This is a genomic window from Sebaldella termitidis ATCC 33386 (assembly GCF_000024405.1).
Lineage (GTDB): Bacteria > Fusobacteriota > Fusobacteriia > Fusobacteriales > Leptotrichiaceae > Sebaldella > Sebaldella termitidis.
Window position 1 is genome coordinate 1,086,302 of record NC_013517.1, and the last position, 25,868, is coordinate 1,112,169.

The 25,868-nt window shown below is 36.2% G+C and carries 30 protein-coding genes and 1 riboswitch; of the genes, 28 read left to right on the top strand and 2 right to left on the bottom strand.

Annotated elements, in window-relative coordinates; all coding sequences use genetic code 11:
- Positions 1-96 precede the first annotated feature (96 nt).
- Together STERM_RS04920 and cobS are read right to left on the bottom strand one after the other, a co-directional pair.
- Complete coding sequence (locus tag STERM_RS04920) at positions 97-702, bottom strand: histidine phosphatase family protein (protein WP_012860462.1); 606 nt, start codon at positions 700-702, stop codon at positions 97-99.
- On the bottom strand, positions 699-1,436 hold the full coding sequence (cobS, locus tag STERM_RS04925) for an adenosylcobinamide-GDP ribazoletransferase (RefSeq protein WP_370452841.1): 738 nt from the start codon (positions 1,434-1,436) through the stop codon (positions 699-701). Before cobS ends, STERM_RS04920 begins: the two co-directional genes overlap by 4 nt.
- A 159-nt stretch (positions 1,437-1,595) precedes the next feature.
- Here cobS and STERM_RS04930 point away from each other — a divergent pair, with 159 nt between their 5' ends.
- From STERM_RS04930 to STERM_RS05060, 28 genes are all read left to right on the top strand, one after another.
- Positions 1,596-2,447, top strand: coding sequence for a hypothetical protein (locus tag STERM_RS04930; RefSeq protein WP_012860464.1), 852 nt, complete (start codon positions 1,596-1,598; stop codon positions 2,445-2,447).
- 74 nt (positions 2,448-2,521) lie between these two features.
- A complete protein-coding gene (locus STERM_RS21880; protein ID WP_147289472.1) occupies positions 2,522-2,710 on the top strand; it encodes a hypothetical protein in 189 nt (62 codons plus the stop codon).
- 68 nt (positions 2,711-2,778) lie between these two features.
- The gene (locus STERM_RS04935) at positions 2,779-3,108 is read left to right on the top strand and encodes a hypothetical protein (protein ID WP_012860465.1); all 330 of its coding nucleotides are present in this window, start codon (positions 2,779-2,781) and stop codon (positions 3,106-3,108) included.
- A 95-nt stretch (positions 3,109-3,203) separates the two neighbouring features.
- Positions 3,204-3,377, top strand: a riboswitch (cobalamin riboswitch).
- Positions 3,378-3,593: 216 nt separating this feature from the next.
- Complete coding sequence (locus tag STERM_RS04940; RefSeq protein ID WP_147289473.1) at positions 3,594-3,989, top strand: sirohydrochlorin chelatase; 396 nt, start codon at positions 3,594-3,596, stop codon at positions 3,987-3,989.
- Between the two features lie 66 nt (positions 3,990-4,055).
- A complete protein-coding gene (locus STERM_RS04945) occupies positions 4,056-4,766 on the top strand; it encodes an energy-coupling factor ABC transporter permease (RefSeq protein WP_012860467.1) in 711 nt (236 codons plus the stop codon).
- Positions 4,767-5,054, top strand: a complete 288-nt coding sequence (locus tag STERM_RS04950; RefSeq protein WP_012860468.1) for an energy-coupling factor ABC transporter substrate-binding protein — start codon at positions 4,767-4,769, stop codon at positions 5,052-5,054.
- On the top strand, positions 5,041-5,730 hold the full coding sequence (locus STERM_RS04955) for a CbiQ family ECF transporter T component (protein ID WP_012860469.1): 690 nt from the start codon (positions 5,041-5,043) through the stop codon (positions 5,728-5,730). The genes STERM_RS04950 and STERM_RS04955 overlap by 14 nt, the downstream gene beginning before the upstream one ends.
- Positions 5,723-6,538, top strand: a complete 816-nt coding sequence (locus STERM_RS04960; RefSeq protein WP_012860470.1) for an energy-coupling factor ABC transporter ATP-binding protein — start codon at positions 5,723-5,725, stop codon at positions 6,536-6,538. Before STERM_RS04955 ends, STERM_RS04960 begins: the two co-directional genes overlap by 8 nt.
- The gene (locus tag STERM_RS04965; RefSeq protein WP_012860471.1) at positions 6,539-7,867 is read left to right on the top strand and encodes a cobyrinic acid a,c-diamide synthase CobB; all 1,329 of its coding nucleotides are present in this window, start codon (positions 6,539-6,541) and stop codon (positions 7,865-7,867) included. It begins immediately after the preceding gene.
- A 16-nt stretch (positions 7,868-7,883) separates the two neighbouring features.
- Entirely contained in the window at positions 7,884-8,519 is a 636-nt protein-coding gene (locus STERM_RS04970; RefSeq protein WP_012860472.1) for a precorrin-8X methylmutase, read from the top strand.
- Positions 8,520-8,524: 5 nt separating this feature from the next.
- Complete coding sequence (gene cbiD / locus STERM_RS04975; protein ID WP_012860473.1) at positions 8,525-9,622, top strand: cobalt-precorrin-5B (C(1))-methyltransferase CbiD; 1,098 nt, start codon at positions 8,525-8,527, stop codon at positions 9,620-9,622.
- Between the two features lies 1 nt (position 9,623).
- Positions 9,624-10,247 carry a precorrin-6y C5,15-methyltransferase (decarboxylating) subunit CbiE gene (cbiE, locus tag STERM_RS04980; protein WP_012860474.1) on the top strand — a complete coding sequence of 208 codons (624 nt, stop codon included), beginning with the start codon at positions 9,624-9,626 and terminating at the stop codon, positions 10,245-10,247.
- A 74-nt stretch (positions 10,248-10,321) separates the two neighbouring features.
- Entirely contained in the window at positions 10,322-10,885 is a 564-nt protein-coding gene (gene cbiT / locus STERM_RS04985; protein ID WP_012860475.1) for a precorrin-6Y C5,15-methyltransferase (decarboxylating) subunit CbiT, read from the top strand.
- A 4-nt stretch (positions 10,886-10,889) separates the two neighbouring features.
- The gene (cobI, locus tag STERM_RS04990; protein ID WP_012860476.1) at positions 10,890-11,606 is read left to right on the top strand and encodes a precorrin-2 C(20)-methyltransferase; all 717 of its coding nucleotides are present in this window, start codon (positions 10,890-10,892) and stop codon (positions 11,604-11,606) included.
- Positions 11,585-12,346 (top strand): precorrin-4 C(11)-methyltransferase, encoded by a 762-nt coding sequence (gene cobM / locus STERM_RS04995; RefSeq protein ID WP_012860477.1) that lies wholly within the window; start codon positions 11,585-11,587, stop codon positions 12,344-12,346. Before cobI ends, cobM begins: the two co-directional genes overlap by 22 nt.
- On the top strand, positions 12,343-13,341 hold the full coding sequence (gene cbiG, locus STERM_RS05000) for a cobalt-precorrin 5A hydrolase (protein WP_012860478.1): 999 nt from the start codon (positions 12,343-12,345) through the stop codon (positions 13,339-13,341). The genes cobM and cbiG overlap by 4 nt, the downstream gene beginning before the upstream one ends.
- A gap of 45 nt (positions 13,342-13,386) precedes the next feature.
- A complete protein-coding gene (cobJ, locus tag STERM_RS05005; protein ID WP_012860479.1) occupies positions 13,387-14,109 on the top strand; it encodes a precorrin-3B C(17)-methyltransferase in 723 nt (240 codons plus the stop codon).
- A gap of 136 nt (positions 14,110-14,245) precedes the next feature.
- A complete protein-coding gene (cobU, locus tag STERM_RS05010) occupies positions 14,246-14,800 on the top strand; it encodes a bifunctional adenosylcobinamide kinase/adenosylcobinamide-phosphate guanylyltransferase (RefSeq protein WP_012860480.1) in 555 nt (184 codons plus the stop codon).
- A 50-nt stretch (positions 14,801-14,850) separates the two neighbouring features.
- Positions 14,851-15,555 (top strand): hypothetical protein, encoded by a 705-nt coding sequence (locus STERM_RS05015; protein WP_012860481.1) that lies wholly within the window; start codon positions 14,851-14,853, stop codon positions 15,553-15,555.
- Between the two features lie 37 nt (positions 15,556-15,592).
- Positions 15,593-17,077 (top strand): cobyric acid synthase, encoded by a 1,485-nt coding sequence (locus tag STERM_RS05020; RefSeq protein WP_012860482.1) that lies wholly within the window; start codon positions 15,593-15,595, stop codon positions 17,075-17,077.
- 1 nt (position 17,078) lies between these two features.
- Entirely contained in the window at positions 17,079-18,005 is a 927-nt protein-coding gene (gene cbiB / locus STERM_RS05025; RefSeq protein WP_012860483.1) for an adenosylcobinamide-phosphate synthase CbiB, read from the top strand.
- Between the two features lie 22 nt (positions 18,006-18,027).
- Positions 18,028-19,122 (top strand): threonine-phosphate decarboxylase CobD, encoded by a 1,095-nt coding sequence (gene cobD / locus STERM_RS05030; protein WP_012860484.1) that lies wholly within the window; start codon positions 18,028-18,030, stop codon positions 19,120-19,122.
- Positions 19,115-20,122, top strand: coding sequence for a glutamyl-tRNA reductase (gene hemA, locus STERM_RS05035; RefSeq protein WP_012860485.1), 1,008 nt, complete (start codon positions 19,115-19,117; stop codon positions 20,120-20,122). Before cobD ends, hemA begins: the two co-directional genes overlap by 8 nt.
- Positions 20,123-20,154: 32 nt before the next feature.
- Positions 20,155-21,048 carry a hydroxymethylbilane synthase gene (hemC, locus tag STERM_RS05040; RefSeq protein ID WP_012860486.1) on the top strand — a complete coding sequence of 298 codons (894 nt, stop codon included), beginning with the start codon at positions 20,155-20,157 and terminating at the stop codon, positions 21,046-21,048.
- The gene (gene cobA, locus STERM_RS05045) at positions 21,041-22,522 is read left to right on the top strand and encodes a uroporphyrinogen-III C-methyltransferase (RefSeq protein WP_012860487.1); all 1,482 of its coding nucleotides are present in this window, start codon (positions 21,041-21,043) and stop codon (positions 22,520-22,522) included. Before hemC ends, cobA begins: the two co-directional genes overlap by 8 nt.
- Before the next feature lie 48 nt (positions 22,523-22,570).
- Positions 22,571-23,875, top strand: coding sequence for a glutamate-1-semialdehyde 2,1-aminomutase (gene hemL, locus STERM_RS05050; RefSeq protein ID WP_012860488.1), 1,305 nt, complete (start codon positions 22,571-22,573; stop codon positions 23,873-23,875).
- Between the two features lie 322 nt (positions 23,876-24,197).
- Positions 24,198-25,229 carry a nicotinate-nucleotide--dimethylbenzimidazole phosphoribosyltransferase gene (gene cobT, locus STERM_RS05055; RefSeq protein WP_012860489.1) on the top strand — a complete coding sequence of 344 codons (1,032 nt, stop codon included), beginning with the start codon at positions 24,198-24,200 and terminating at the stop codon, positions 25,227-25,229.
- Positions 25,222-25,860: a histidine phosphatase family protein gene (locus STERM_RS05060; RefSeq protein ID WP_012860490.1), complete on the top strand. Its 639-nt coding sequence runs from the start codon at positions 25,222-25,224 to the stop codon at positions 25,858-25,860. Before cobT ends, STERM_RS05060 begins: the two co-directional genes overlap by 8 nt.
- Positions 25,861-25,868 lie beyond the last annotated feature (8 nt).

Here is a 25,868-nt window from a genome sequence, read left to right on the forward strand (position 1 = left end):
CCGATTAAAAAATCTGCTGGTTAAAAGAGCTTAAAAATAAAAAATTAGAATATAAAAAAATAGGAATCCGGATAAGAATCCTATTTTTTAGTTTTATTATATTCTGTTAACATATTCCAAAAAAGCAAAATCAGAACTATCAAAACACAGCTTAGTCATAGAGCCGTGATTAAATCTGAATTTCCAGTAAGCCTCAAGGTTTCCTGTGAAATAATATGAAAGAACTGACTGTATAACACCTGAATGTGTTGTTATAAGAATTCTTTCTCCTTTACAGGCTTTTTTTATTTCCTCAATTTCATTTACAGCTCTCATCATAAAATCATGAATACTCTCACCGCCGGGAATACGGTATGTTTCCCAGTTTTTAAAAAAAATATCGGCTTCTTCTGGATATTTATTCATTAACTCTTCATGGCTTATTCCTTCAAAAATTCCGAAATTTAATTCACGAAATCCTTCTTTTTCTATAATATCAAGATTAAGAGATTCATTTATGATTTTTGCAGATTCAGTACATCTTTTCAGATCACTGGAATAAAACAGACTGATATTTTCATTGATAAGATTTTTTTTTGTATTTTGAATCTGCTGAATTCCTTCATTAATTAACGCCGGGTCAAGCTGTCCGAAATATACCTTTTTTACATTCAATTCTGTAATACCGTGACGTATAAATATAAATTCCGTATTTTTATTCATTTTAGAATCACTCCTGTGATAAGTACAAGGATACTGGTCATTTCAAGGCTTGCACCCATGGTATCACCCGTAACTCCGTCAATTTTTTTTGTGACATAAAATAAAAAATATATAATAAACGCCAGACACACAAAAACAGAGATTATACCTTTGAAGCCTCCTAAAAAAAAGCAGATTACAGAGGTAATGAGCAGTGAAATCAGAATATCAGACTTTGAATTATAATCCATTATAGCATTGCTCATGCCGTTTTTTCTGGCATATGTCCCGAGACCGGCATTCGTAACTGTAGCAAGTCTGGCGATGACAGGCATCATGATGATATACTTTATGTCAGCTTCTGCAAGCAGGAAAGTTTTCAGAAGAAAGTATATGATGAGAACAATCGCACCGTTAGTCCCTATTCTGGAATCCTTCATTATTTCCAGTATTTTATCTTTCGGACGGTAGCTGAAAAGTCCGTCAAATGTATCGGCAAGTCCGTCTAAATGTATTGCTCCGGTAATAACAGTTTCTGCAATAACAATAAAAACCGCAGTAAGAAGCCGGCTGTCGGTAAATTTTGTTACAATAAAATAAGTAAGATATAAAAGTCCGCCGATCAGCAAGCCCAAAACGGGAAAATATTTTATTGATTTTCCGAAATCCTTTTCATTATATTCAGTTTTCACGGGAACAGGAATACGTGTCATAAACTGTGTAAGCAGAATAAATTGTTTTATCAAAGTCAGCACCTCTAAATTATAATATTTGTTTTTATATTATCAGATATCTGATATTTTGTACAGCAGTAAAAATTTAGTATACAAACCTTTTTATATATGTTAAAATTTTTATGATCAGACAAATAGAAATTTAAAAAATATAAAATAAAAGATTAAGGAGATGAAAATATGCCGGGAGAGCAAAAAGGAATTCAGGATTTATACTTTCCGAACAGAAGTTATAGAGAAAATACCCATTTTCCAAGTATTATGGCAGCAGTGGAGAATCTGGACTTCGAGCAGGCAGTTTCAGAATTTGATAAATTAATACCAAGCGAGAGAAAGTCATACATAATAATGAGTTCTGTGCTGAAAAATTTTCTGGAGCCCAGAAAGATTAATTTTAATCTTCTCTTTCAGACAGGTGCCGAGTTATATAAAAATATAGGAGAACTGGGATTTTATTTTCAGGCCATATTGGACAAAAACAGTGCAGATAATGAAGATGTCAGAAAGTATGCTGATTTATTGATGCAGCTGAGTATTGCGGGAGTAATGAAAGTACAGGAAGAGTCAAACGGATATCCGGAAAAGCCGATTAACGGTATGGTATGGCTGGACGGAGCATGTATTGACGTGTGGAATGATTTTTTAGCAAATTATTTTGATATAATAAGGGATTATAAAAATTATTATAATTCAAGGCTTATACAGTCAAGAATAGTATTTTCAATAAAGCGTCATTATTCTTATGAAATAGCAAGAAGTACTTATAATATGGGACTAGCTAACAGCAAAATAGGTGAAATGGAGACAGCACTAAAATGTTATCAGGCTGTGGTAGATGATTTTCAGGAGATACTTGATCAGCCTTTGGAGTATTTTGCCGAGAACATGGAGGCTGTGCATGAGCTTTATTATTTGGGAGAAGCACTGGAAAAGTATATTGACCTTGAAGGGCATTCTGACGAGACTTTGCGGAATCAGTATAGAAAAGTAAAAGAACTGGAAAATATGATAAAAGCAAAAATGAATATTTAATGATAAAAAGGCAGTACTGGTGAGAAAATCCGGTACTGCCTTTGTAATTAATATAAATTAGTTTTTTTGGGGAGTTGTTTGAAACATGTAATTATAAAGCTTTAAAGTGTGTGGAGCATGAAGAAAAATGCAGTCACTGGTGGCATTATAATTTATCTGACGAAAGAGTTTTAAAAGAAATACTTGTAAATGATTTTGGCAAGTATAGCATTCAAACAGAAAAAATCATAAAAGTAATAAGAGAAATTTTGATAAAAAACTAAGAATCAGGTCAAGATTATTGATTAATCCGGCAATGATTCTGTAAATAACCTGCTAATGAAAGGAAAAAATGCAAAAGGAAAAATATGAGGTACACTTCGGTGAAGATGATTTTTGGATAAACGGATTTAGATTTAATGCAGTTCATATAATACCGAAAATACCGAATGAAATAACTGAAGTAGATTTTTATATGGACACTGGCGAGGAAATCTGTCTTTTGAGAGTGAGAAACAGTCCTTTGGATAAAATAACATTTTGTCAGGGAGAAATCACTTATATTATTATAGAAAAAACACTGCAGTTTGAAATAAAAAAAGAACTGGAAATGATTGCCGAAATTTTGAAAAAAGTAAAAATTCCGCATAATTTTAAAGAAAATATTTCTTTTTCAATATAAATGTGCCGAAAAAATCAAGATTTAAACAGGGAAAATAATTTTTCTGCTAAGTAAAAACCAGTTTGACAAATTTTTATTTCATGGTATACTTTAATAAATAATTTTAATAATCAGGTGTTTAAGGAACTTAATAAGGAAACCGGTTTGAATCCGGTACAGCCCCCACTACTGTGAAGCTGACGAAAGCATATTACCACTGGAAGTTTTTCCGGGAAGGATGTGAGTAGGGTGAAGCTAGTCAGGAGACTTGCCTGTTATTATTTATTTAAATTTTCTGGGAAGGGAAAATTTAATATACTATTAGAGAGATATATAAATCAATGAAGATTTAATTTCTGTGTATCGTTTTGGTTCGGTATACAGCAGTTTTATTTCTTAAATATTGTATATTAAATTCAGCTTCTTGCTGATTTTTTTGTTTTTATAGCCTAAAAATCAAAGATTTCGGGGATATTTTCCGGCAGGGAGCAGAAAATAAAACACAATTGAATAAGAAAGAAGGATTGATCAGAATGAAAGCAGTAATGATAGTAGGGCACGGAAGCCGTTCCCTGAAATCACAGGAAGAATTCAAAAAAATAATCGAGGTCATGAAACAGAAACTGGCTCATACAAAGGTGTATGGTACAAACATGGAATTAGCAGAACCGCTGATGGAGGATACTATTGACGAAATAGTAAAGGAAAACAGCGGGATCAGTGAAATTATTGTTGTACCATTTTTTTTGTTTGAGGGAATGCATATCAGAAAAGATATTCCTGAAAAATTAGATGAGTTCAGGGAAAAATATCCGGATATAAAAATAACGTTCGGAAGACCGCTTGGAGCAGATCCGATGATAGCAGAGGTATTAACTGCAAGAGTAAATGAAATGCTCTAGTATATATTCAGGATAACCAATGATTATAAAGATCATTATACTCAAAATAAAAAATAAGGAGGAAAAATGAAAAATAAAAGTAGAATATATTTAATTGCATCAGCATTTTTAATATTATCAGTGAGCAGTTATTCAATGCATATTATGGAAGGATATCTGCCGGTAAAATGGGCAGTATTCTGGTTTATTCTTTGTGCTCCGTTCTGGATTTACGGACTTGTAAAATTACAGAAAGAAGCAAAAGGTAACGTGGAAGAAAAATTGACACTGGCACTTGCAGGAGCGTTTATTTTTGTTCTTTCCGCATTAAAAATACCGTCAGTAACAGGAAGCTCGTCACATCCTACAGGTGTAGGACTGTCTGCAATATTATTCGGACCGTTTATTACATCAATACTGGGAACTATAGCACTTATATTTCAGGCAGTGCTGCTTGCACACGGAGGGCTTACCACACTCGGGGCAAATGCATTTTCCATGGCAGTGGCGGGACCTTTGGTGTCATATGGTATCTACAGACTTCTGAAAAAAAAGAATAAATCTCTTGCTGTATTTCTTGCGGCTTCACTGGGAAACCTGAGTACATATGTAATAACTTCTTTCCAGCTGGCACTTGCGAATCCATCGGCAGACGGGGGAATAACAGCATCATTTGTGAAATTTGCCATGATATTTGCCGTGACACAGATTCCTTTGGCAGTAATAGAAGGACTTCTGACTAACGTAGTAATGAATTTACTTGAAAAATATAATATAAAGCAAGGGGTGAAGGCATAAATGAAAATTTTGAAGAATAATATAGCATTAATCTGCCTTGTAATAGTTATCGGAGCAGCACCTCTGATGCTGGTAAAAAATTCCGAATTTGGCGGTGCAGACGGGAAGGCCGAGGAATTAATAACTGAGATAAATCCAGGTTATGAGCCTTGGGCGGAAAGTCTCATAGAGCCGCCGGGCGGAGAAACAGAAAGTCTTCTGTTTGCTTTGCAGGCAGCATTGGGAGCAGGAGTAGTCTGCTACGTTCTGGGATATTTCAGAGGCAGAGCCAAGAATGCTGATAGATAAAATATCTTATGCTAATTCTCTCAAGGATGTTAATCCTCTTGAAAAATTTATTTTATCGGCAGGAGTACTGGTATTCCTATTAATGACAAAAGAAAAAACAGTATTTATAATGAATTTTGTTATATTTAATTTTATTATTTTATTTATTATGAAGGTAAGTGCAGGAAAGCTTTTGAAGCTGTATTCGATTCCGGCGGTCTTTATACTGACTACACTTATTCCCATGTTTTTAATAAAAGGAGATATAACAATGCTTCTGCTGAGGGCATTTGCATCTCTTTCTGCTGCATATTTTCTGGTGTGTTCCACGCCGGCGGCAGATCTGGATTATATTTTTGAAAAGCTGAGATTCCCGAAAATTTTCAGAGAGATGTTTTTGCTGATTTACAGATATATTTTTGTTTTATTTGATATAAAAGATCAGATAATTACGGCACAGAAAAGCAGGTCAGGATATGTGAATTACAGAACGTCAAAGAGATCATTCGGAATTCTGCTGATATCAATATTAAGAAAGACATATTATTACAGCAGAAATTCCGTAAAGGCTGTAGAAGCAAGACTTGGAAATGAATTTATATTTTATCAAAGAAGATATAACAAGCCGGGTAAAGAAGTAGTTTTTATAATAACAATATTATTAATAAATTTATTTTTGGTGGTATGGTATGCTTAAATTGGAAGATGTTGTTTTTTCATATGAAAAAGGGACAGAAATAATAAAGGGAATAAATATTAATATAGAAGAGGGAAAGAAGATAGTGTTTCTGGGTGAAAACGGATCAGGAAAATCAACATTGTTTTTACTTATGAACGGTCTTCTGAAGCCTGAAAAGGGAAATCTTTACTTTAAAGGTGAAAAGATAGGATATAAGAAAAAAGAACTGGATAAACTGAGGGAAAAGGTAGGTATTGTATTTCAAGATCCGGAAATACAGATATTTGCTCCTACAGTGATGCAGGAGGTAGCCTTTGGTCTGCAAAACCTCGGTTACTCTTCGGATGAAACAGAGGAAAGAGCATTGGAAGCAATGAGAGCTCTGGAGATAGAAAATTTACGTAATACACCATGCCATCATCTAAGCTACGGCCAGAAAAAAAGAGTGGCAATAGCATCTATAACGGCGATGAAGCCGGAAATATTAATATTGGACGAGCCTCTTGCCTGGCTGGATCCTAAAAATAAGAAGAGAATACTGGAAATACTTCTGAATTTTTCAAAAGAGGGAAAGACAATGATTGTTTCCACACATGATGTAAATTTTGCCTATGATTTTGCTGATTATATTTTTGTGCTTAGGGACGGACAGCTTTTGAAAAGCGGTGATAAAAAAGAAGTTTTTTCTGATTTTGAATTTTTGAAAAATGCAAATCTGGATGTCCCTGTGATTCTGAAAATGTACAGCCATCTAAAAGACAGTTTGAATACTGACTTTGACAGCTTTCTTGCAGGATATAACAGATTTTTGAAGGAGAATTTTTAGATGAGAAAGATATTAATTGCCGGCACTATGAGCGGAAGCGGAAAAACTACAGTAAGCAGTATTATTATGTCTGCCTTTGCAAATGTTGCTCCGTTTAAAATCGGGCCGGACTATATAGATCCCGGATATCACAGACTTTTTACGGGAAATGCCTCATATAATCTGGATTCATTTATGTTTGACGAGAATACACTGAAATATATATTCGAGGAAAATTCCAAAGGAAAAGATATAGCGGTAATAGAGGGAGTAATGGGACTTTATGACGGAATAAACCATACAAAGGATAATTTCAGTACTGCACATACAGCAAGAATTCTCGATGTTCCGGTAATTCTCGTGGTAAATGCAAAGGGAATATCTACAAGCATAGCAGCAGAGGTGCTGGGATTTTCAGGCTTTGACAAAGATGTCAATATAGCAGGGGTTATTCTGAATAATGTTTCCGGGGAAAAGCTTTATCTTAGTCTGAAAGAAGCTGTGGAAGCATATACGGGTATTGAGTGTCTGGGATATATACCCAAGGATGAAAATATCGGTGTGGAGAGCAGGCATCTTGGACTGAAGCAGGCATTTGAAGTAGAGGATTCGGCTAAAAGAAAAGAATTTTTGAAGGATATAGGGGAAAAATATCTGAATCTAAAAAGAATATATGAAATTGCGGAAAGCTCCGAAGAATATAATATAAAAAATCCTGCTGAGGAACTTAAAAATATTTTTAGAGGGAAGAGAGCTGCTGTAGCCAGAGATAAGGCATTTTCATTTTATTACGAATCGAATTTTGATATGATGAAATACGCGGGTCTGGAGCTGGTGGAGTTTAGCCCTGTGTATGACAGTAAGGTTCCTGAAAATGTTGACTTTATCTATCTTGGCGGAGGATATCCCGAGCTTTATGCAAAAGAGCTTGCGGAAAATACAGAGATGAAAAAAAGCATCACGGCGGCACATAAGGCAGGAATACCTATATATGCAGAGTGCGGAGGTTTTATTTATCTTACAGACGGACTAAAAAATACTGATGGAAAATTTTATGAATTCTGCGGAATATTTGATATAAAAACAGCTATGAGAAAAAAGCTTAATATGGGAAGATTCGGATACATAAATATAAATATGGAAAACGGAATTAAAATAAGAGGGCATGAGTTTCATTATTCAGAGATATTTGAGAATAATGAAAAACAATGTTTTTACAATATAAAGAAAGAAAACGGCAGGGAATGGGAATGCGGCTATAAGAAAAATAACACTCTTGCCGGTTATCCTCATATTGCTTTTTATTCCGAGCCTGAATTTTTGAAATTTTTATTTGAACAGGTCCCATAGAAAACAGGAGGGAAAAATGTCGTATATAAAAGCACCAATGGATATAGAAAAAAGAAGCTTTGAAATAATAGAAGAGGAGCTCGGGGAAAAAATAAACAGCTTTACAGAAGCCGAGAAGCCCGTGGTAAAAAGAATTATACATACCACAGCGGATTTTGAATATGCAGATCTTCTGGATATAGAAAATGATGCAATAAATTCCGGAATGGAAGCATTAAAATCCGGTTGTAAGATTTATTGTGACACTAATATGATAGTAAACGGACTAAGCAGAGGTATACTTGAAAAGTTTTCCGTGAAAGCATATTCACTTGTATCAGATGAGGAAACTATAAAGGAAGCAAAAGAAAGAGGCGTTACAAGGTCTATAGTAGGAATGGAAAAGGCTCTGAAGGATAAGGACACAAAAATATTTCTTATAGGAAATGCACCTACAGCTCTTTACACACTTTTGGAAAATATGAAGGAAAATATGCCAAAGCTGATAGTGGGTGTTCCTGTAGGTTTCGTAGGAGCGAGTGAATCAAAAGAGGAGCTGTCAAAGTATGATGTTCCGTATATAAGAATAAGAGGCAGAAAGGGCGGGAGTACAGTAGCTGTATCTATTCTTCACGGTATTTTATACCAGATGTACCAAAGGGAAGGAATGTAAGTGAAATGGAAGGATATAGATATTATCAGGGGAAGCAGTTAAGGTGCGGTTTTACTACGGGAAGTGCTGCAGCTGCAGCTGCTCAGGCAGCAATGGCTGCGTTTTTCGGAGAAAGAGTTCCGGATGAAGTTATAATAGATCTTCCGGCAGGAGGAACTCTGAAAATAGAAATAAATACCGTGCGTGTAAGGGAGGGCTATACTATCGCCTCTGTAATAAAGGACGGCGGAGATGACCCTGATATTACACACGGCATTGAGATTTTTTCAAAAATAAGTATCCGTGAGGATAATAAGGTAAATATATATGGCGGAATAGGAGTGGGGACTGTTACCAAGCCCGGTCTTCCCATGAAAGTGGGGATGTCTTCCATAAATCCGGTGCCTATGAAGATGATAGAAAATGAAGTGCGGAAGGAACTTCCGGCTGGTAAAGGCGTGGATGTGGAAATATTCGTACCCGAAGGGGAAGAAATTGCAAAAAGAACATTGAACCCTAAGCTTGGTGTTTTGGGAGGAATTTCAATACTGGGAACAACGGGAATAGTAAAGCCCATGTCGGAAGAGGCTTTTAAAGATTCACTTGCCATAGAGCTGAAAATGCTTTTAGCTGAAAATCCTGAAAAAGAAGTGATTTTTGTATTTGGCAACCATGGGAAAAAATTTATAAAGGAAAAGTTTGATACAGACGAGGGGAAAATACTTGTAATAAGTAATTTTGTGGGCTTTATGCTTGACAGGGCATGTGAATACGGGGTAAGAAAAATCTTTTTTGCCGGAGATCTAGGAAAGTTCGTAAAGGTAGCGGGCGGGATATTTCATACACACAGCAGAATGTCCGATGCAAAACTGGAAATATTAACAGCAAATGCACTGCTTGCAGGGGAGGAGAGAAAGAACCTGTTGAAAATATTAAATTCCAACACCACAGAAGAGGCTGTTAATTATGTGACAAAAAAGGAAACATTTACACTTCTTGCGGAAAAGGCAAAAGAAAAATGTCAGGAATATGTAAGAAGAAACGGTGCGGAAATATCCGTGGAAACTCTGATATTTGCTTCAGGAGGAAGAGAGCTGGGGCGGAGTAAAGGATGGAAATTATAATATGAAGAAGATAAGGGTGGCAGGGCTCGGACCGGGAAATCCCGATTATATTCTGCCGGCAGTGAGAAAAGCGGCGGAGGATTCAGATATAATAATCGGCGGCAGGAGGAATATAGAAAGCATTAAGGAGCTTTTGGAAGGAAAAGAAATAAAATATATAGACAGCCGTCTTGCAGAACTTGCAGAATATATGAAACAAAACAGAATGAAAAAAATAACTGTAATAGTATCAGGTGATCCGGGATTTTACAGTATGCTGAATTATCTGGAAAATGTTTTCGGCAGGGAGGAACTGGAGGTTATACCCGGTATTTCTTCTGTGCAGTATATGTTTGCCAGACTTGGAATGCATTGGTATGATGCTTTTGTTTCCAGCCTTCATGGTAAGGAGTTTAATTTTACGGAAAAATTGAATGATTATAATAAGATGGGTTTATTAACAGACAGTAAGTTTACGCCGCAGAGAATAGCCGGAGAGCTTTTTAAAAATAAACAGAATGATGTAAAAATCTTTGTGGGGGAAAATTTGTCCTATGAAAATGAAAAAATATGGGAATTTTTTCCTGAAAATTTATATGATTTTGATTATAAATTTGGGATTAATGTAGTGGTGTTAGTGAAGTGAACGGATTTTAGCCGTTCAGGAACACTGCATTGATATAAGAATAAAATATTAAATTGTGAAATGTAAGGAGAGATATGTATCACATAAAAGACAGTGAATTTTTAAGAGGAAAAGTCCCTATGACAAAAGAGGAAGTAAGGGCTGTGAGCATAGCGAAGCTGGATATGAAGGATACTGATATCTGTCTGGATATAGGTGCGGGAACAGGTTCTGTATCTATAGAAATGGCACGGTTTGCCTCAAAGGGAAAGGTTTATGCCATAGAAGAAAAGCAGGAAGCAGTGGAGCTGATAAAAGAAAATATGAAGAAATTCCGTGTTTCCAATATTGAACTTATAACAGGCAAGGCTCCCGAGGATCTGAACAAAGTAAAAGCAGATAAGATATTTATAGGCGGTTCAGGAGGAAATTTAGACGGGATAATTAGATATTCATATGAATACTTAAATATAGACGGAAAAATTGTTTTGAATTTTATTGTTTTGGAAAATATTTTTACTGCACTGGAAAGCTTGAAAAAAACAGGATTTCAAAATATAGAAATAACTCAGATGATGATAAGCAGAAATAAAACAATAAAAGATTTTAATATGATGGTTGCAGAAAATCCAATATATATAATTTCAGCAGAAAGGTGACAAAATGAAGGGAAAATTTTACGGAGTAGGCGTAGGTGTGGGTGATGAAGAGGAGCTTACACTAAAAGCAGTGAGAATATTAAAGGAAGCAGATATTCTTGTATTGCCTGAGGCTAAGAAAAGTGAAGGAAGCACGGCATTTGAAATAGTAAAGAATTATCTGAGAGAAGATGCCGAAAAGCTTTTTCTGGAGTTTCCAATGCTTGAAGATGTAAAGGAGAAAGAAAAAATCAGGGTGGAAAATGCAAAAGCAATCAGGGAAGAACTGGAAAAGGGGAAAACTGTAGTTTTTCTTACAATCGGCGATCCTATGATTTTCAGCACTTACACATATATTCTGGAACACCTAGAGGAAACTGATGTAGTAGAGACAGTTCCCGGAATTACATCATTCGGAAGCATGGCTTCAAGACTGAATATTCCGCTTGTAATAGGAGATGAGGATCTTAAGATAGTATCATTAAATAAAAATACAGATATCCATAAGGAAATAGAAAACAATACCAATATTGTTTTTATGAAGTTAAGCAGGAATTTTGAAAGGCTGAAAAAAGCATTGGAAGATACAGAAAACCTTGAAAATTCCATATTAATATCAAATTGTGGAAAAGAAAACGAGGAAATAATCACAGATGTGGCAAATACTGAAAAGGTTCATTATTTTTCCACTTTAATATTAAAAAAAGGAGGGCTGAAAAAGTGGAAAAGGTTTATTTCATAGGTGCAGGACCCGGAGATCCTGATTTAATAACGGTAAAAGGGAAGAAAATAGTGGAGAAGGCAGATATAATAATCTATGCCGGTTCGCTGGTAAATAAAGATATTATTGCCTGTCATAAGGACGGAGCCGAAATATATAATTCAGCAGTAATGAATCTGGATGAGGTAATGGAAGTAACCGTAAAAGGAATAAAGGATAATAAAACGGTGGCAAGAGTACATACGGGAGATCCGAGTATATATGGTGCAATAAGAGAGCAGATGGATATTCTGGATGAGCACGGGATAGAATATGAAGTAATTCCCGGGGTTAGTTCGTTTGTAGCATCGGCTGCAGCGATAAAAAAGGAATTTACTCTTCCTGATGTAAGCCAGACTGTGATATGTACAAGACTTGAGGGGAGAACTCCTGTACCTGAGGGGGAAAGTCTCGAATCACTGGCAAGTCATAAAGCTTCAATGGCAATATTTCTGTCTGTTCAAATGATAGACAGTGTAGTGGAAAGACTTGGCAGATATTATGAAAAGGAAACACCTGTAGCAGTAATACAGAAAGCAACTTGGCCTGATGAAAAAATAGTACAGGGAACACTTGAAAATATAGCAGAGCTTGTAAAAAAAGAGAATATAACAAAAACTGCGCAGATTCTTGTAGGATGGTTTATGGGAGATAAGTATTCCAAATCAAAGCTGTATGATAAAAGCTTTACACATGAGTATAGAAAGGGAAGCGGTGAATGAAAACAGCTGTTTATTGTGTAAGTAAAAATGCCCTGAAGCTGGCTGAAAAAATAAAGACAGACAAGAGGTATGATACAGATCTGTATATATCCAAACGTATAGCAGAGTATACTGAAAAACAGGATTATGTGATAATACAGGGGACATTGAAAGAGACAGTAAAAGAGACATTTAATATATATGATCTGCACGTGTTTATTACTGCGGCCGGAATAGCAGTAAGGGTAATAGACGGTCTGCCGGATTCCAAGGCTAAAGATCCTGCGGTACTGGTAGCAGATGAACAGGGGAAATTTATTATTTCTTTATTATCGGGACATCTTGGGGGAGCAAATGAGGAATGCCGTTATCTTGCAGAAATGCTGGGCAGTATTCCGGTAATTACCACTGCTTCTGATGCAGGAGGTAAAATAGCAGTAGATACTTTGTCGCAAAAGCTGAACGCGGGACTTTCAGATCTGGAAGGTGCCAAAAAGGTAACTGCATTAATAGTGAATGGTGAAAAGGTAAAGCTTATACTGCCTGAAAATATTACACAGAAAGACGAGAATGTTTCCGGGGCAATTGTGGTATCAAACAGAAAAAATATAGAGATAAGCAAGATTATTCCAAGAAATATCATCATTGGAATCGGCTGTAAAAGAAATACAGATAAAGCGGAAATAATACATGCTGTAAATGATGCACTGAGCCGGTATAATCTGGAGTCTGATTCTGTGAAAAAGGGTGCTTCTGCATGGCTGAAAGAGGATGAAAAAGGACTTTTGGAGGCTTTTCACGAGCTGGGCAAGGAGCTGGTGTTTTTTTCAAAGGAAGAAATACTTGAGCTGGAAGGGAAGATACATAAAGAATCCGAATTTGTAAAAGCTCAGACAGGAGTGAGTGCGGTATCAGAGCCGTGTGCTTATCTGGCCTCTGAAAAAAACGGAGGATTTATTGCCAGAAAGCTGGTTTATAACGGTATAACAATATCAATCTACGAAGAAGCTTTATGAGCTAAAAAATATACAGAAAAGGAATAAAAGCGGAGGTAAAAAATAATGGCAAAAATTTATGTAGTGGGAATAGGTCCGGGGAAAAAAGGGGATATGACTTTCAGGGCTTATGATGCTCTTGAAAAAAGTGATGTTATTATAGGATATAAAACATATATTGATTTGATAAAGGAATATTTTCCGGAAAAGGAACTAATTTCTTCACCAATGAAAAAAGAAGTGGACAGATGCCGTGAAGTGGTGGAAATCGCTGAAAGCGGAAAAACAGTGAGCCTAATAAGCAGCGGTGATGCCGGAATATATGGTATGGCAGGGATAATGCTTGAAATAGTGCCGGAAAGCATAGAAACAGAAATAATTCCGGGAGTAACTGCTTCTAATGCAGCAGCAGCAACAGCGGGAGCACCGCTTATGCATGATTTTGCCACAATAAGTCTGAGTGATCTGCTGACTGACTGGGATCTGATAAAAAAAAGAGTGGATCTGGCAAGTCAGGGAGACTTTGTAATAAGTCTTTATAACCCCAAAAGCAAGGGAAGAACAACACAGATAGAAGATGCGGCAGAAATAATGCTGAAATATAAGTCGCCGGAAACGCCTGTGGCGATAGTAAGAAATGCAGGAAGAGAAGACGAGAGAGTAACGGCGGCAACTTTGGGTACTATGCTGGAGCATGAAATAGACATGCTTACTGTAATAATCATAGGTAATTCAAAAACGTTTATGAAAAACGGAAAAATAATTACTCCGAGAGGGTATAAATATTAATATTATTTTATATATTTTTGTAATTTGATAAACAGGAATTGATACGGATATTTTGATATTGAAGAATGTTTAAATGTAAACGAAATAAAATCTGTATCTGAAAAAATTGAAATTTAGGTATTGTGAGAGGTTCTTTATGGGAATTATATTTATAACAGGCGGGGCTAAGAGCGGTAAAAGCAAATTTGCAGAAAGTCTGGCTTTTAAGAGGGAAAAAAGGATATATCTGGCAACTTCCGTTCCTCTGGATAATGAAATGAAAAGCAGGGTGCAAAAACATAGAAAACAGAGGGGCGGGGACTGGATCACCATAGAGGCTTATAAGGATCTGGGCAAGGTACTTGAAAAAACTGCGGAGAACATAGATGTTATTTTACTGGACTGTCTTACGAATATGATAAGCAATATTATGTTTGAGGTATATGACGGTAACTGGGAAAGTATACCTGATTATATTCCTGAAAAAATTCAGAATACTGTTTTGGCAGAGGTAAATAAAATTCTTGATTTTAATAAAGTATATATGGGAGATATTATCTTGGTTTCTAACGAGGTAGGTCTGGGACTTGTTCCCGAAAATCCTCTGGGCAGATATTTCAGGGATATTGCAGGAAGCATGAACCAGATCATCGCTGCTGAATCAGATGAGGTATATATGGTAGTATCGGGAATTCCGGTAAAAATAAAGTAACCGGTTGCAAAAGTGAACGAAACATAAGGTAAGGGAATAGAGATAAGATTATGAAAGAAAATAAATTTATATATAATTTGAAAGATTTTGAGTATTTTAAAAAGAATATCAGACTGACATGTATTTCAGATACTTTGAAAAGAGCATTAACGGGAACGACAGCTGCAGCTTTGGGATTATGGATTATTTTAACTGTACTGGATATTATTTTCGGCATTTATAAAGGGAAATTATATGCTTTGTTAGGAAACTGGAAAACTCCGTTGATATTTAGCGGACTAATATTATTTTTTGTTATTGTGATATCAATTTTAAGTCTGTATTCCAAAAAAGCACTGGATGTGAAATATCATGAAATACACAGTCTTTACCTGAGCAATCCCGTTGTTTTGAAAAGAAGAAAAATATCCGGAAGAAAAAGAAATGTTCTGTGTGTAATAGCAGAGCTTCCAAAGGAACAGGAATATCTGGAAAAAAGACTAATGAAATTATTTTATGAAAATAAAAAAGCAGAAAAAACAGTGTATTCATTTTTGGCTGTAAGTCACGGGAAAAAAGAAACATTAAAGCAGGAAAGATTCAAAAATCAGATAATTTCCTGTGATGAAACATTAGAGAATTATTTTTTCAGCTTTGAAAGATTCAGAAATGATAATGAAGAGGATGATTTTGCATATTATATGATTATTAACGGTCATAATATAAGAATAAATAATGATAGAGCGGTAATGGCAGAAATAATTTTATTCAGGTAATTTAATTTTGAAATAAAGTGCCGGGAAAGGGGAAAATGTGAAACATAAAAATATAATGATACTGGGAACAGGATCAAATGTAGGGAAAAGCGTGGTGACAGCAGGTTTATGCAGAATATTCGTGCAGGACGGTTATAAAACGGCTCCTTTCAAGTCACAGAATATGGCACTGAATTCTTTTATTACAAAAGACGGTAAAGAAATGGGAAGAGCACAGGTGGTGCAGGCAGAAGCTGCCGGAATAGAGCCGGAAGTATATATGAATCCTATTTTGCTGAAACCTACCACAGACAGAAAATCCCAGGTAATAGTAAACGGAAAAGTTCTTAAAAATATGGATGCCCGTGATTATTTTGCCTTTAAGCATAATCTTAAGGATGAAATAATGAAGGCCTATAATTATATAAGGGAAAACTTTGAAATATCAGTACTGGAGGGTGCGGGAAGCCCTGCGGAAATAAACCTCAAGGAAGATGATATAGTAAATACCGGAATGGCGGAAATGGCAGATGCACCTGTAATTCTCATAGGAGATATTGACAGGGGAGGGGTATTTGCTTCGCTTTACGGTACTGTAATGCTTCTTGAGGAAAGTGAAAGAAAAAGAATAAAGGGTATTATAATAAATAAATTCAGAGGGGATGTTTCCCTTTTGGAGCCGGGTATAAAAATGCTGGAGGAATTGATAGAGATACCTGTTTTGGGAGTTTTGCCTTATGTAAAGCTGGAAATAGAAGAAGAAGACAGTCTTGGAATAAAAAATTTCAATGTGAAAAAAGACGGGAAGATAAATATTTCCGTGATAAAATTAAAGCATATATCTAATTTTACTGATATAAATGCTCTTGACCAGTACAGCGACCTGAATATTAAGTATGTAACGAAGGCTTCCGAGCTGGGAGACGAGGATATGATAATTATTCCGGGATCAAAAAATACTATTGAGGATATGAAAGATCTGTCAGATAAGGGAATAAGCGAAAAAATAGCAAGAGCAGCTAAGCAGGGAACTGTGATATTCGGTATATGCGGGGGATTTCAGATTCTCGGAGCCAAGATTACCGATCCTTATAATATAGAATCCAATATAGAGGAAATCCCCGGAATAGGTCTTCTGGATATAGAAACTGTAATGTCAAGGGAAAAGACAACAACACAGTATACTGATAAATTATCAGGTACAGAGGGAATACTTGCCGGCGGAGACGGACTGGAAATAAGCGGGTATGAGATACACCAGGGGATAAGTACCGGAAGCGGGGAAATAATTCTTGGGACACCGGAGGATATAAAAGGTGCAGTCAGGGAAAATATAATAGGGACTTATGTTCATGGTATTTTTGATAACGGGGATTTTACGGGATTTTTATTAAATAAGATCAGGGAAATGAAGGGTCTTGATAAAGTGGAGGAATACTTTGACTTTAAAGAATTTAAAGAACAGGAATATAATAAGCTTGCTGATGTAATACGCCAGAATCTGGATATTGAAAAAATTTACAAAATAATGGAAGGTGAATAGCTTGGTATTTATTCTGAAAATATATATTGCATATATTCTGGATCTTATATTCGGCGATCCTTATGTAATTCCGCATCCTGTTCAGGCAATAGGAAAGCTTATAAGTTTTCTGGAAAAAAGACTGATAGGATTTTCAAATAAAAAATTTTTTGGAATGATTCTGAATATTACAGTTTTAGCTGTTACCTTTACTGTATGCTATTTCCTGCAAAAGTTCGTAATTGTGGAAATATATCTTATGTACACTGTATTTTCAGTGAAGTGTCTGGGGGATGAGGGAAGAAAGGTATACAGAATATTAAAAGAAGGAAATCTTGCTAAGGCAAGAAAAGAACTTTCATATCTGGTATCAAGAGATACGGAAAGTCTTGAAAAAAATGATATAATAAGAAGTACGATGGAAACAATTTCGGAAAACACTGTAGATGGAGTAATAGCACCGATGATTTATATGTTTATCGGCGGCCTGCCGCTGGCTATGGTATATAAAGCCATAAATACCATGGATTCCATGCTTGGGTATAAAAATGATAAATACGCTGAATTTGGTTATTTTTCTGCAAAGCTCGATGATGCAGCTAATTTTATCCCGGCAAGAATTACAGGAGGTCTGCTTATTCCGCTGTCATGCTTCTTTCTGAGATATGATTATAAAAATGCATGGAAAATATTTTTCAGAGACAGAAAAAATCATGCGAGTCCCAATTCTGCACATCCTGAAGCAGCAGCAGCAGGAGCTCTGGGCATACAATTCGGCGGGAAAACGTCCTATTTTGGAAGGGAATACGATAAACCGACAATTGGAGATAAAAAAAGGGAATTTCAGACTGAGGATATAAAAAAGAATATAAAAATACTGTATATGACCAGTTTTCTGGGCTTGATCATATGCTCGGCAGTATATGCAGCTGTTTTGAAAATATTTTAGATTATTAAAAAAGGAGAAGCAAATGGATCTGCACGGCGGAAATATATATAAGATTTTCAGAGAAAAGGACATGGATAAAATACTGGATTACAGCTCAAATATTAATCCTTTCGGACTGCCTGAAAGTTTGAAAAAAGCAATATCGGAAAATATGGAGATTCTGGAAAAATATCCCGATCCTGATTATTATGATTTGAGAAAAACCATTGCTGAATATAACGGTACTGAAATAGATAATGTTTTGGCAGGAAACGGGGCAACAGAGCTTATATTTTTATATATGAAAGCTGTTAAGCCAAAAAAAGCACTTATTTTATCACCAACCTTTGCAGAATATGAAAGAGGTATAAAATCAGCTGCCCCGCAATGTGAAACAGTGTATTTTCATCTTGAAGAAGCAGATGACTTCATTCCTGATATGAAAAAACTAAAGGCTGAATTAAAAAAAGGCTATGATCTGGTGGTTCTCTGCAATCCGAATAATCCCACGGGAAAATTTCTTTCCAAAGAGAAAATACTGGAATTATTATCTGAATGTGATAAATATGATACAAGACTTTTTGTAGACGAGGCATTTATAGAATTCGCAGAGGGCGGAATAAAAAGCAGTCCTGCCGGGGAAAATGCCAATAAAAAAAATCTTTTTATAATAAGGGCATTAACTAAGTTTTTTGCACTGCCGGGTCTTCGTCTCGGGTATGCTTTGTTTTTTGACAGCAGTCTGAAAGAGATATTTGACAGTCTGAAAGAGCCGTGGAGTGTAAATGCTTTTGCGGAGCTTGCGGGGAAAACATTGTTTTCAGATACAGATTATATAGAAAAAACTGAAGGCTGGATAAAAGAAGAAAAAAGATATATGTTTAATGAGCTTGGTAAAATAAAAAATATAAAAGTATATAAAACAGAAACTAATTTTATTTTATTGAAAATGTATAAGAAAAATGCTGCATTTGTAAGGGCGGAGATGCTGAAAAAAGGGATACTTGTAAGAGATGCATCAAATTTTACCTATCTGGATGAGACATTCATCAGGCTTGCAGTAAAAGACAGGGAAAATAATAATATAGTAATAAAAAAATTAAATGAAGTTATTAATGGAGATAATGAGAATGAATAACATGAAAGCAGAAAATTTTTATATTATAAGTTTCAGCTATAAAAGCCTGAATCTTGAGGAACGGGAAGAGTTCGTCAGAACCGGCTATAAAAATATAATGGAAGAGTATTTTCAGAGAAAAGAAATAAAAGGATATACTGCTCTGGAGACATGTCTGCGTGTGGAGCTTTATCTGGAAACAGGAGAAAACTTTGATATTGATATGTTTCTGGAGAGAATGAATGCTTCAAATACGAGGATTTACAGAGGGAAAGATGCGGTAAAGTATCTTCTTACGGTTATCTGCGGTCTGGATTCTGTTATAAAAGGCGAGGATCAGATATTATCACAGATAAAAAAAACATATCTTGAATATATGGAAAATAATAAAACTTCTGCACTGCTGAATATTATTTTTAATAAAGCAGTAGAAACCGGAAAAAAATTTAGAAGCGTAAGCGGAATAAGCAGAAAAAATCTTTCTCTGGATTCTATAGCGGTGAAATTTATAAAATCAAAATTTTCCAATCTTGAAGATAAAAATATCTTTATAATCGGGGTAGGAGAACTAAGCCAGGAAATACTTGCCATACTTCACAAGATAAATAATGACAAAATAACCATGACAAACAGAAGCAGAAAGAAGTCAATAGAAGTACAGAAGCTGTTTTGCGGAGTTATGACAGCAGAATTTGATGAAAAATATAAAGTGGTAAAAAACAGCGATATTATTATTAGTGCTACATCAGCACCGCATCTGGTACTCAAGGAAAGCTTCATGAAAGAAATACTTGCCGACGGGAAAGAAAGATTTTTTCTTGATCTTGCAGTACCGAGAGATATTGATACCGAACTGAAAAAATATAATAATGTGACCTTATATCATCTTGAAGACATATGGGATGAGTATAATAAAAATATAGACAGAAGAAATAATATAGCCGACGAATATTACTATATAATCGAGGAACAGATGGAAAAGCTCGGAAAAAAACTTATGAGCAGATACCAGAGAAATTAATATTTTTGAAAATACAGGAAGAAGGCAGTATAATGAGAAAAATAGTAATGGGGACAAGGGGAAGTGTTCTAGCAGTGGCTCAGGCAGAAACCGTAAAGAAAATGCTTATTGAAAAAATTCCCGGTCTTACAGTAGAAATAAAAAAAATAGTGACGAGCGGAGACAGGGATCAAACTACAAACTGGGGAGGAGATTCTTCTCTGAAAAGTATGTTCGTAAAAGAGATAGAGAGAGAGCTTCTTGAGGGAACGATAGACTTTGCTGTTCATTCGATGAAGGATATGCCGCAGATATCGCCTGAAGGACTTATAAATGCCTGTTTTCCCATAAGGGAGGATAACAGGGACGTGCTTGTATCAAAGAATAATACTGTTTTTTCAGAAATGCCGTCCGGTTCGGTAATAGGTACAAGCAGTCTCAGAAGAAAGTCTGCAGTAACAGAGCTGTATCCTGAAATGGAGATAAAGCCCATAAGAGGAAATATTCATACAAGACTGGGAAAGCTGGATTCAGGTGAATATGACGGAATTATACTTGCGGCTGCAGGGCTTATAAGAACAGGACTTGAAAGCAGAATAAGTGAATATATAGATCCTGAAAAAATGCCGCCCGCACCTGCGCAGGGCATTTTATGCGTACAGTGCAGGGAAAATAATATGGAAATATTGGAAATACTAAAGGAGATAGATGACAGGGAAACACGTATAATCTGTGAGGCAGAAAGAGAATTCTCCAGAATATTTGACGGGGGATGTCATACTCCGATGGGTTGTTTTGCAGTGATAAAGGAAGAGGAAATATTCTTAAAGGGCATGTTTTGCTCCGGTGAAAAAATGTATTTTGGAGAAGCAGGGGGAAGTATAGAAAAACCTAAGGAAGCAGCACAAAAACTGGCGGAAATAATCAGGAGGCAGATAAATGAGTAATGGGAAGGTATATATAGCAGGAGCAGGATGTGGAGATCCTGGGCTGATAACAGTAAAGCTGAAAAAAGCTTTGGAAAATGCTGACTGTATTGTGTATGACAGACTGGTAGGAAGTGCGGTTCTGAATTATGCAGGGAAAAATGCCGAGCTTGTTTATTTTGGCAAGGAGAATACAGAGGGCGGGCTTATACAGGAAGAGATAAACAGGATTCTTGTGAAAAAGGCTAAAGAAGGAAAAAATACCGTAAGGCTGAAAGGCGGCGATCCTTTTGTCTTCGGAAGAGGCGGAGAGGAGATACTGGAGCTTGTAAATGAAGGGATTGAATTCGAGCTTATTCCGGGTATTACTTCGGCGGTAGCTGTCCCTGAATATGCGGGAATTCCCGTGAGCCACAGAGGGATTAATACGTCTTTTCATATATTCACAGGACATACGCAGAAAGACGGCAGCTGGCCGAATCTTGAAGCAGCAGCAAGACTCGAAGGCACACTTATATTTCTTATGGGTGTAAAGAATCTGGGACGAATATCACAGGAACTTATAAAATACGGTAAGGATAAAGGTACACCTGCCGCTGTGATAGAAAAAGGCTCTACTGCGAAACAGAGAGTAACACAGGGAACACTGCAGGACATAGAAAAAATATGTATTGAGCGAAACGTAGAATCACCTGCTGTTATTATAATAGGTGAAGTAGTGAAGCTGAGGGAAAAAATGAAATGGTTTGAGGAAAAGGAATTTTTCGGGAAAACTGTTTTGGTAACAAGAAATCAGGAACAGGTGCACTCACTTTCCGAAAAAATAAATGAAGCAGGCGGGAGTGCTTTGGAGCTGCCCTTTATAAATATAAGGTATAATGATTTTGAACTGCCTGATTTTAAGGATTATAAAGCAGTGCTGTTTAACAGTGCAAATGCTGTAAGGGGATTATTCGCCGGGATAAAAGATCTGAGGGTTTTAGGAGATATAAAAATCGGTGCAGTAGGAATAAAAACTCTTGAAGAGATCGAGAAAAACAAGATTATACCGGATTTTTTTCCAAAAGAGTATAAAATAGAAAAACTTGCTGAAATAGCAGTGGAATTTACGGGAGAAAATGACAGGATACTTGTGGTAACCTCGGATATTTCACCTTTTGATGAATCGGCTTATTCCGAAAAGCACAGCAGAACTTTTCAGGCATTAAAAGTATATAATACGGAAAAGATCATAAGGGATAAAACAGAAGTGGAGGATTATATAAATAAAAGTGATATTCTTACTTTCCTGAGTTCTTCAACATTTGAAGCGTTTATGGAAAGCATAAAGTCTGATAAAAAGCTTCTTGAAGGAAAAGTAATAGCTTCAATAGGACCTGTTACAAGCGATACTATCAGAAAATACGGTGTAAATGTGGATATAGAAGCCAAAAGCTATACAGCTGAAGGACTTTTGGAGATGATCGGAAAATTTGAAATATCTTTTAAAAATTGATAAGAATAATCGCAGTGCTGTAATAAAATCACTATCAGGGAGGATTAGATGAATATAAAAAAATCGGGTGAAATATTTGAAAGATCTCAGAAGTCAATACCGGGAGGAGTAAACAGTCCTGTGAGAGCCTTCAAATCTGTGGACAGACAATACCCCATATTTATAGAAACAGCTAAAGGAAGCAGGCTTTATGATGTGGACGGCAATGAATACACTGACTGTATCGGATCATGGGGACCAATGCTTCTGGGACATAATAATGAAAGAGTGCTTGAAGCTGTAAAAAAGAGTCTTGATGAAGGGACATCCTTTGGTCTGCCTACGGAAAAAGAAGTGGAGCTTGCCGAACTTATAAAAGAATGTTATCCGTCAATAGATAAAGTAAGACTGACTACGTCAGGGACAGAAGCAGCAATGGCAGCAGTGCGTCTTGCCAGGGCATATACCCAGAAAAATAAGATAATAAAATTCGAGGGCTGCTATCACGGACATTCGGATTCTCTAATGGTAAAAGCAGGCTCGGGGCTACTGACTTTTGGTCATCAGGACAGCAATGGGATAACAGAGGGTGTTATGAAAGATACTATAACACTTCCTTTCGGTAACAGTGAAAAGCTTATTGAAATACTGGATTCAGAAGAAGAGGCCGCTTGTATTATTCTTGAGCCGGTACCGGCTAATATGGGACTGATAATACCGGAAGAAGGTTTTCTGAAGTTATTAAGAGAAAAATGTACGGAAAAAAATATAGTTTTGATTTTTGATGAGGTAATAAGCGGTTTCAGAGTATCGCTGGGAGGAGCACAGGAATTATTTAATATTACTCCTGATCTGACTGTACTGGGTAAAATCATAGGCGGAGGCTTCCCGGTGGGGGCATTCGGCGGGAAAAAAGAGATAATGGATATGGTGGCTCCTGTAGGAAATGTGTATCATGCGGGAACTTTGTCAGGAAATCCTGTTTCTGTAAGTGCAGGGCTTGAAACTATAAATATACTGAAAGAAAACAGGGAGATTTATAATACTCTGGAAAAAAGAACAAAGGAGCTTGTGTTAAGAATAGAAGAGCTTATAGAAAAATATAATATAAAAGCCACTGTAAATCATATTGGAAGTCTTTATACGATATTTTTCTCTGATAAAAAGGTAGAAAACCTTGAAGATGCAATGGCTACAGATGATAAGGCATATAATACTTATTTTTCTTCTATGCTTGAAGACGGAATAATAGTTCCTCCTTCAAAATATGAGGCACATTTTATTTCATGGGCACATAATAATGAGGATTTTGAAAAACTTATTGCGGGAGTGGAAAAAAGCTTTATTGCAATAAATCAGAATTCAGGCCGTTAGTATGTTTTATATGTATCCAGTCAGTAACAGAAGTAATTTTTTATATAAAGAAACAGACAGTAAATATTTAATCAGATTGTAACTATGGAAAGACAGAGGTCGGGGAGCGTTGGTAATATATTTTACGAAGAACAGTTTTATTATTTTTTATCCGGTTAAGATATAATGAGGATAAGGACTCTAGTTGTATTGATGTCAGAAACTGTACGTAAAAATACTGTATTACCAACGTCCCCCCGCCTCTGAAAAATTATAAATTTACGACTTTCTGATTTACATCTTTGTTAATACAGAAATAAGCCGGAAAAAACAGGAGGCATATATGGAGATATTAAAGAAAACCATAGAGGGTATAGAGAAAATCAACAGGGAAAGTATGAACAGCAAAGAAAAAGAACTGAATTCCCTGCTAAAAACCCCGAGAGGTCTGGGAAAAATGGAGGATCTGGCAATACAGCTGGAAGGAATAAAGGAGAATTACACTCCGGATAAAAAAATAGTCTTGGTTATGGCCGCTGATAACGGTGTGGAGGCTGAAAAAGTAAGTGCTTCCAAGAGAGTAATAACCCAGTATGTGGTAGAAGCAATGCTGAGCGGTAATTCTTCTGTTAATTCTCTGGCAGTTTCGTTCGGGGCTGATGTAAAGGTAGTAGACTTGGGAATTGATTCCGAAAAAGATTTTTTTGGAATAATTAACAGAAAAATTATGAAGAACGGTACAAGGAATATAAGACGCGAAAGCGCAATGACAAGGGAAGAAGCAGTAAAGGCCATAGAAACAGGTATAGAAATAGTTGATGAGCTGGCAGAAAAAGGGTATAATCTTTTTGCACTTGGTGAAATGGGCATAGGGAATACAACTACAAGCAGTGCGGTATTAAATGTACTTACAGATATACCTCTTGAGGAAATAGTCGGAAGAGGAAGCGGAATAAATGATCAGACACTGGAGCATAAAAAAAATGTAGTAAAAGAATCAATAAAAATAAATGATCCTGATAAAACAGATCCTCTTGATGTACTGGCAAAGGTGGGCGGGCTGGATATTGCAGCTATGACCGGAGCATTTCTGGGCTGTGCCAAAAACAGGATTCCGGTAGTAATAGACGGATTGATATCGGGGGTATCGGCTCTTCTCGCTTATAAGCTCGCAGAAAATTCAAGAGATTATATGATTCCTTCTCATTTGAGCGAAGAACCGGGAATGAAGTGGCTGATGAAAGAAATGGATCTCGAGCCTGTATTTCTCATGAATATGAAGCTCGGGGAAGGCAGCGGTGCGGTACTGATGTTTCCGTTTGTGGAAGCGGCCTGCAAAATTACAAAAGATGTGAGGTTATATCCTGATGTGTAAAGACGAACAGCTGAACATATACTTTGTGAGACATGGTGAAACTCTTTGGAACAAAGAGGAGAAAATTCAGGGTGAGCTGGATTCGCCTCTGACACTCAATGGAATAGAAGATATACAAAAGCTTGCGGAAAATCTCGGACAGATAAAATTTGACGAAGTCTACAGCAGTGAGCTGGGAAGAGCATATGAAACAGCTTTGATATTAAGTAACGGCAGACACAGAATAAAGCGCATGAAAGAATTTAATGAAAAAAATTTCGGAGACTGGCAGGGAATGGAAATCAAGGAAATTTACAGAAAATACCCTGTACAGGCAGAATTTTATTTTAATGATATAAAAAATTATAACAGCAAGGAGATAAATGCTGAAAGTCTGGAGCATGCACTGAGAAGATTTGTCTCGGGAGTAAAAAAAATAGAAAAGTCCGTAAGAAATGGAAATGTGCTGGTAGTATCACACGGGACGATCCTGAAGCTTTTCTTTAATTATATTGATAATAAAGACATAAATGAGCTGAACGAAAAAGATCTTATGGAAAATACGAGCTTTAGGGTATTGCAGTACTGCGGAAGAAATATGGTTCAGAATTCCCGACCGGCAGAGAAAATATTAAGCAGTAATAAGACATGATACTAATT

Coding starts and splice junctions, on each gene's coding strand:
- STERM_RS04920 (WP_012860462.1), bottom strand. CDS start 702: ATGAATAAAAATACGGAATTTATATTTATACGTCACGGTATTACAGAA.
- cobA (WP_012860487.1), top strand. CDS start 21,041: ATGAGTAATGGGAAGGTATATATAGCAGGAGCAGGATGTGGAGATCCT.
- cobI (WP_012860476.1), top strand. CDS start 10,890: ATGAAGGGAAAATTTTACGGAGTAGGCGTAGGTGTGGGTGATGAAGAG.
- hemA (WP_012860485.1), top strand. CDS start 19,115: ATGAATAACATGAAAGCAGAAAATTTTTATATTATAAGTTTCAGCTAT.
- cobJ (WP_012860479.1), top strand. CDS start 13,387: ATGGCAAAAATTTATGTAGTGGGAATAGGTCCGGGGAAAAAAGGGGAT.
- cobT (WP_012860489.1), top strand. CDS start 24,198: ATGGAGATATTAAAGAAAACCATAGAGGGTATAGAGAAAATCAACAGG.
- cbiE (WP_012860474.1), top strand. CDS start 9,624: ATGAAGAAGATAAGGGTGGCAGGGCTCGGACCGGGAAATCCCGATTAT.
- STERM_RS04970 (WP_012860472.1), top strand. CDS start 7,884: ATGTCGTATATAAAAGCACCAATGGATATAGAAAAAAGAAGCTTTGAA.
- STERM_RS04930 (WP_012860464.1), top strand. CDS start 1,596: ATGCCGGGAGAGCAAAAAGGAATTCAGGATTTATACTTTCCGAACAGA.
- cobU (WP_012860480.1), top strand. CDS start 14,246: ATGGGAATTATATTTATAACAGGCGGGGCTAAGAGCGGTAAAAGCAAA.
- STERM_RS04965 (WP_012860471.1), top strand. CDS start 6,539: ATGAGAAAGATATTAATTGCCGGCACTATGAGCGGAAGCGGAAAAACT.
- cbiD (WP_012860473.1), top strand. CDS start 8,525: ATGGAAGGATATAGATATTATCAGGGGAAGCAGTTAAGGTGCGGTTTT.
- STERM_RS05060 (WP_012860490.1), top strand. CDS start 25,222: ATGTGTAAAGACGAACAGCTGAACATATACTTTGTGAGACATGGTGAA.
- hemC (WP_012860486.1), top strand. CDS start 20,155: ATGAGAAAAATAGTAATGGGGACAAGGGGAAGTGTTCTAGCAGTGGCT.
- cbiG (WP_012860478.1), top strand. CDS start 12,343: ATGAAAACAGCTGTTTATTGTGTAAGTAAAAATGCCCTGAAGCTGGCT.
- STERM_RS04945 (WP_012860467.1), top strand. CDS start 4,056: ATGAAAAATAAAAGTAGAATATATTTAATTGCATCAGCATTTTTAATA.
- cbiT (WP_012860475.1), top strand. CDS start 10,322: ATGTATCACATAAAAGACAGTGAATTTTTAAGAGGAAAAGTCCCTATG.
- STERM_RS05015 (WP_012860481.1), top strand. CDS start 14,851: ATGAAAGAAAATAAATTTATATATAATTTGAAAGATTTTGAGTATTTT.
- STERM_RS04960 (WP_012860470.1), top strand. CDS start 5,723: ATGCTTAAATTGGAAGATGTTGTTTTTTCATATGAAAAAGGGACAGAA.
- cobD (WP_012860484.1), top strand. CDS start 18,028: ATGGATCTGCACGGCGGAAATATATATAAGATTTTCAGAGAAAAGGAC.
- STERM_RS04950 (WP_012860468.1), top strand. CDS start 4,767: ATGAAAATTTTGAAGAATAATATAGCATTAATCTGCCTTGTAATAGTT.
- hemL (WP_012860488.1), top strand. CDS start 22,571: ATGAATATAAAAAAATCGGGTGAAATATTTGAAAGATCTCAGAAGTCA.
- STERM_RS04935 (WP_012860465.1), top strand. CDS start 2,779: ATGCAAAAGGAAAAATATGAGGTACACTTCGGTGAAGATGATTTTTGG.
- STERM_RS04955 (WP_012860469.1), top strand. CDS start 5,041: ATGCTGATAGATAAAATATCTTATGCTAATTCTCTCAAGGATGTTAAT.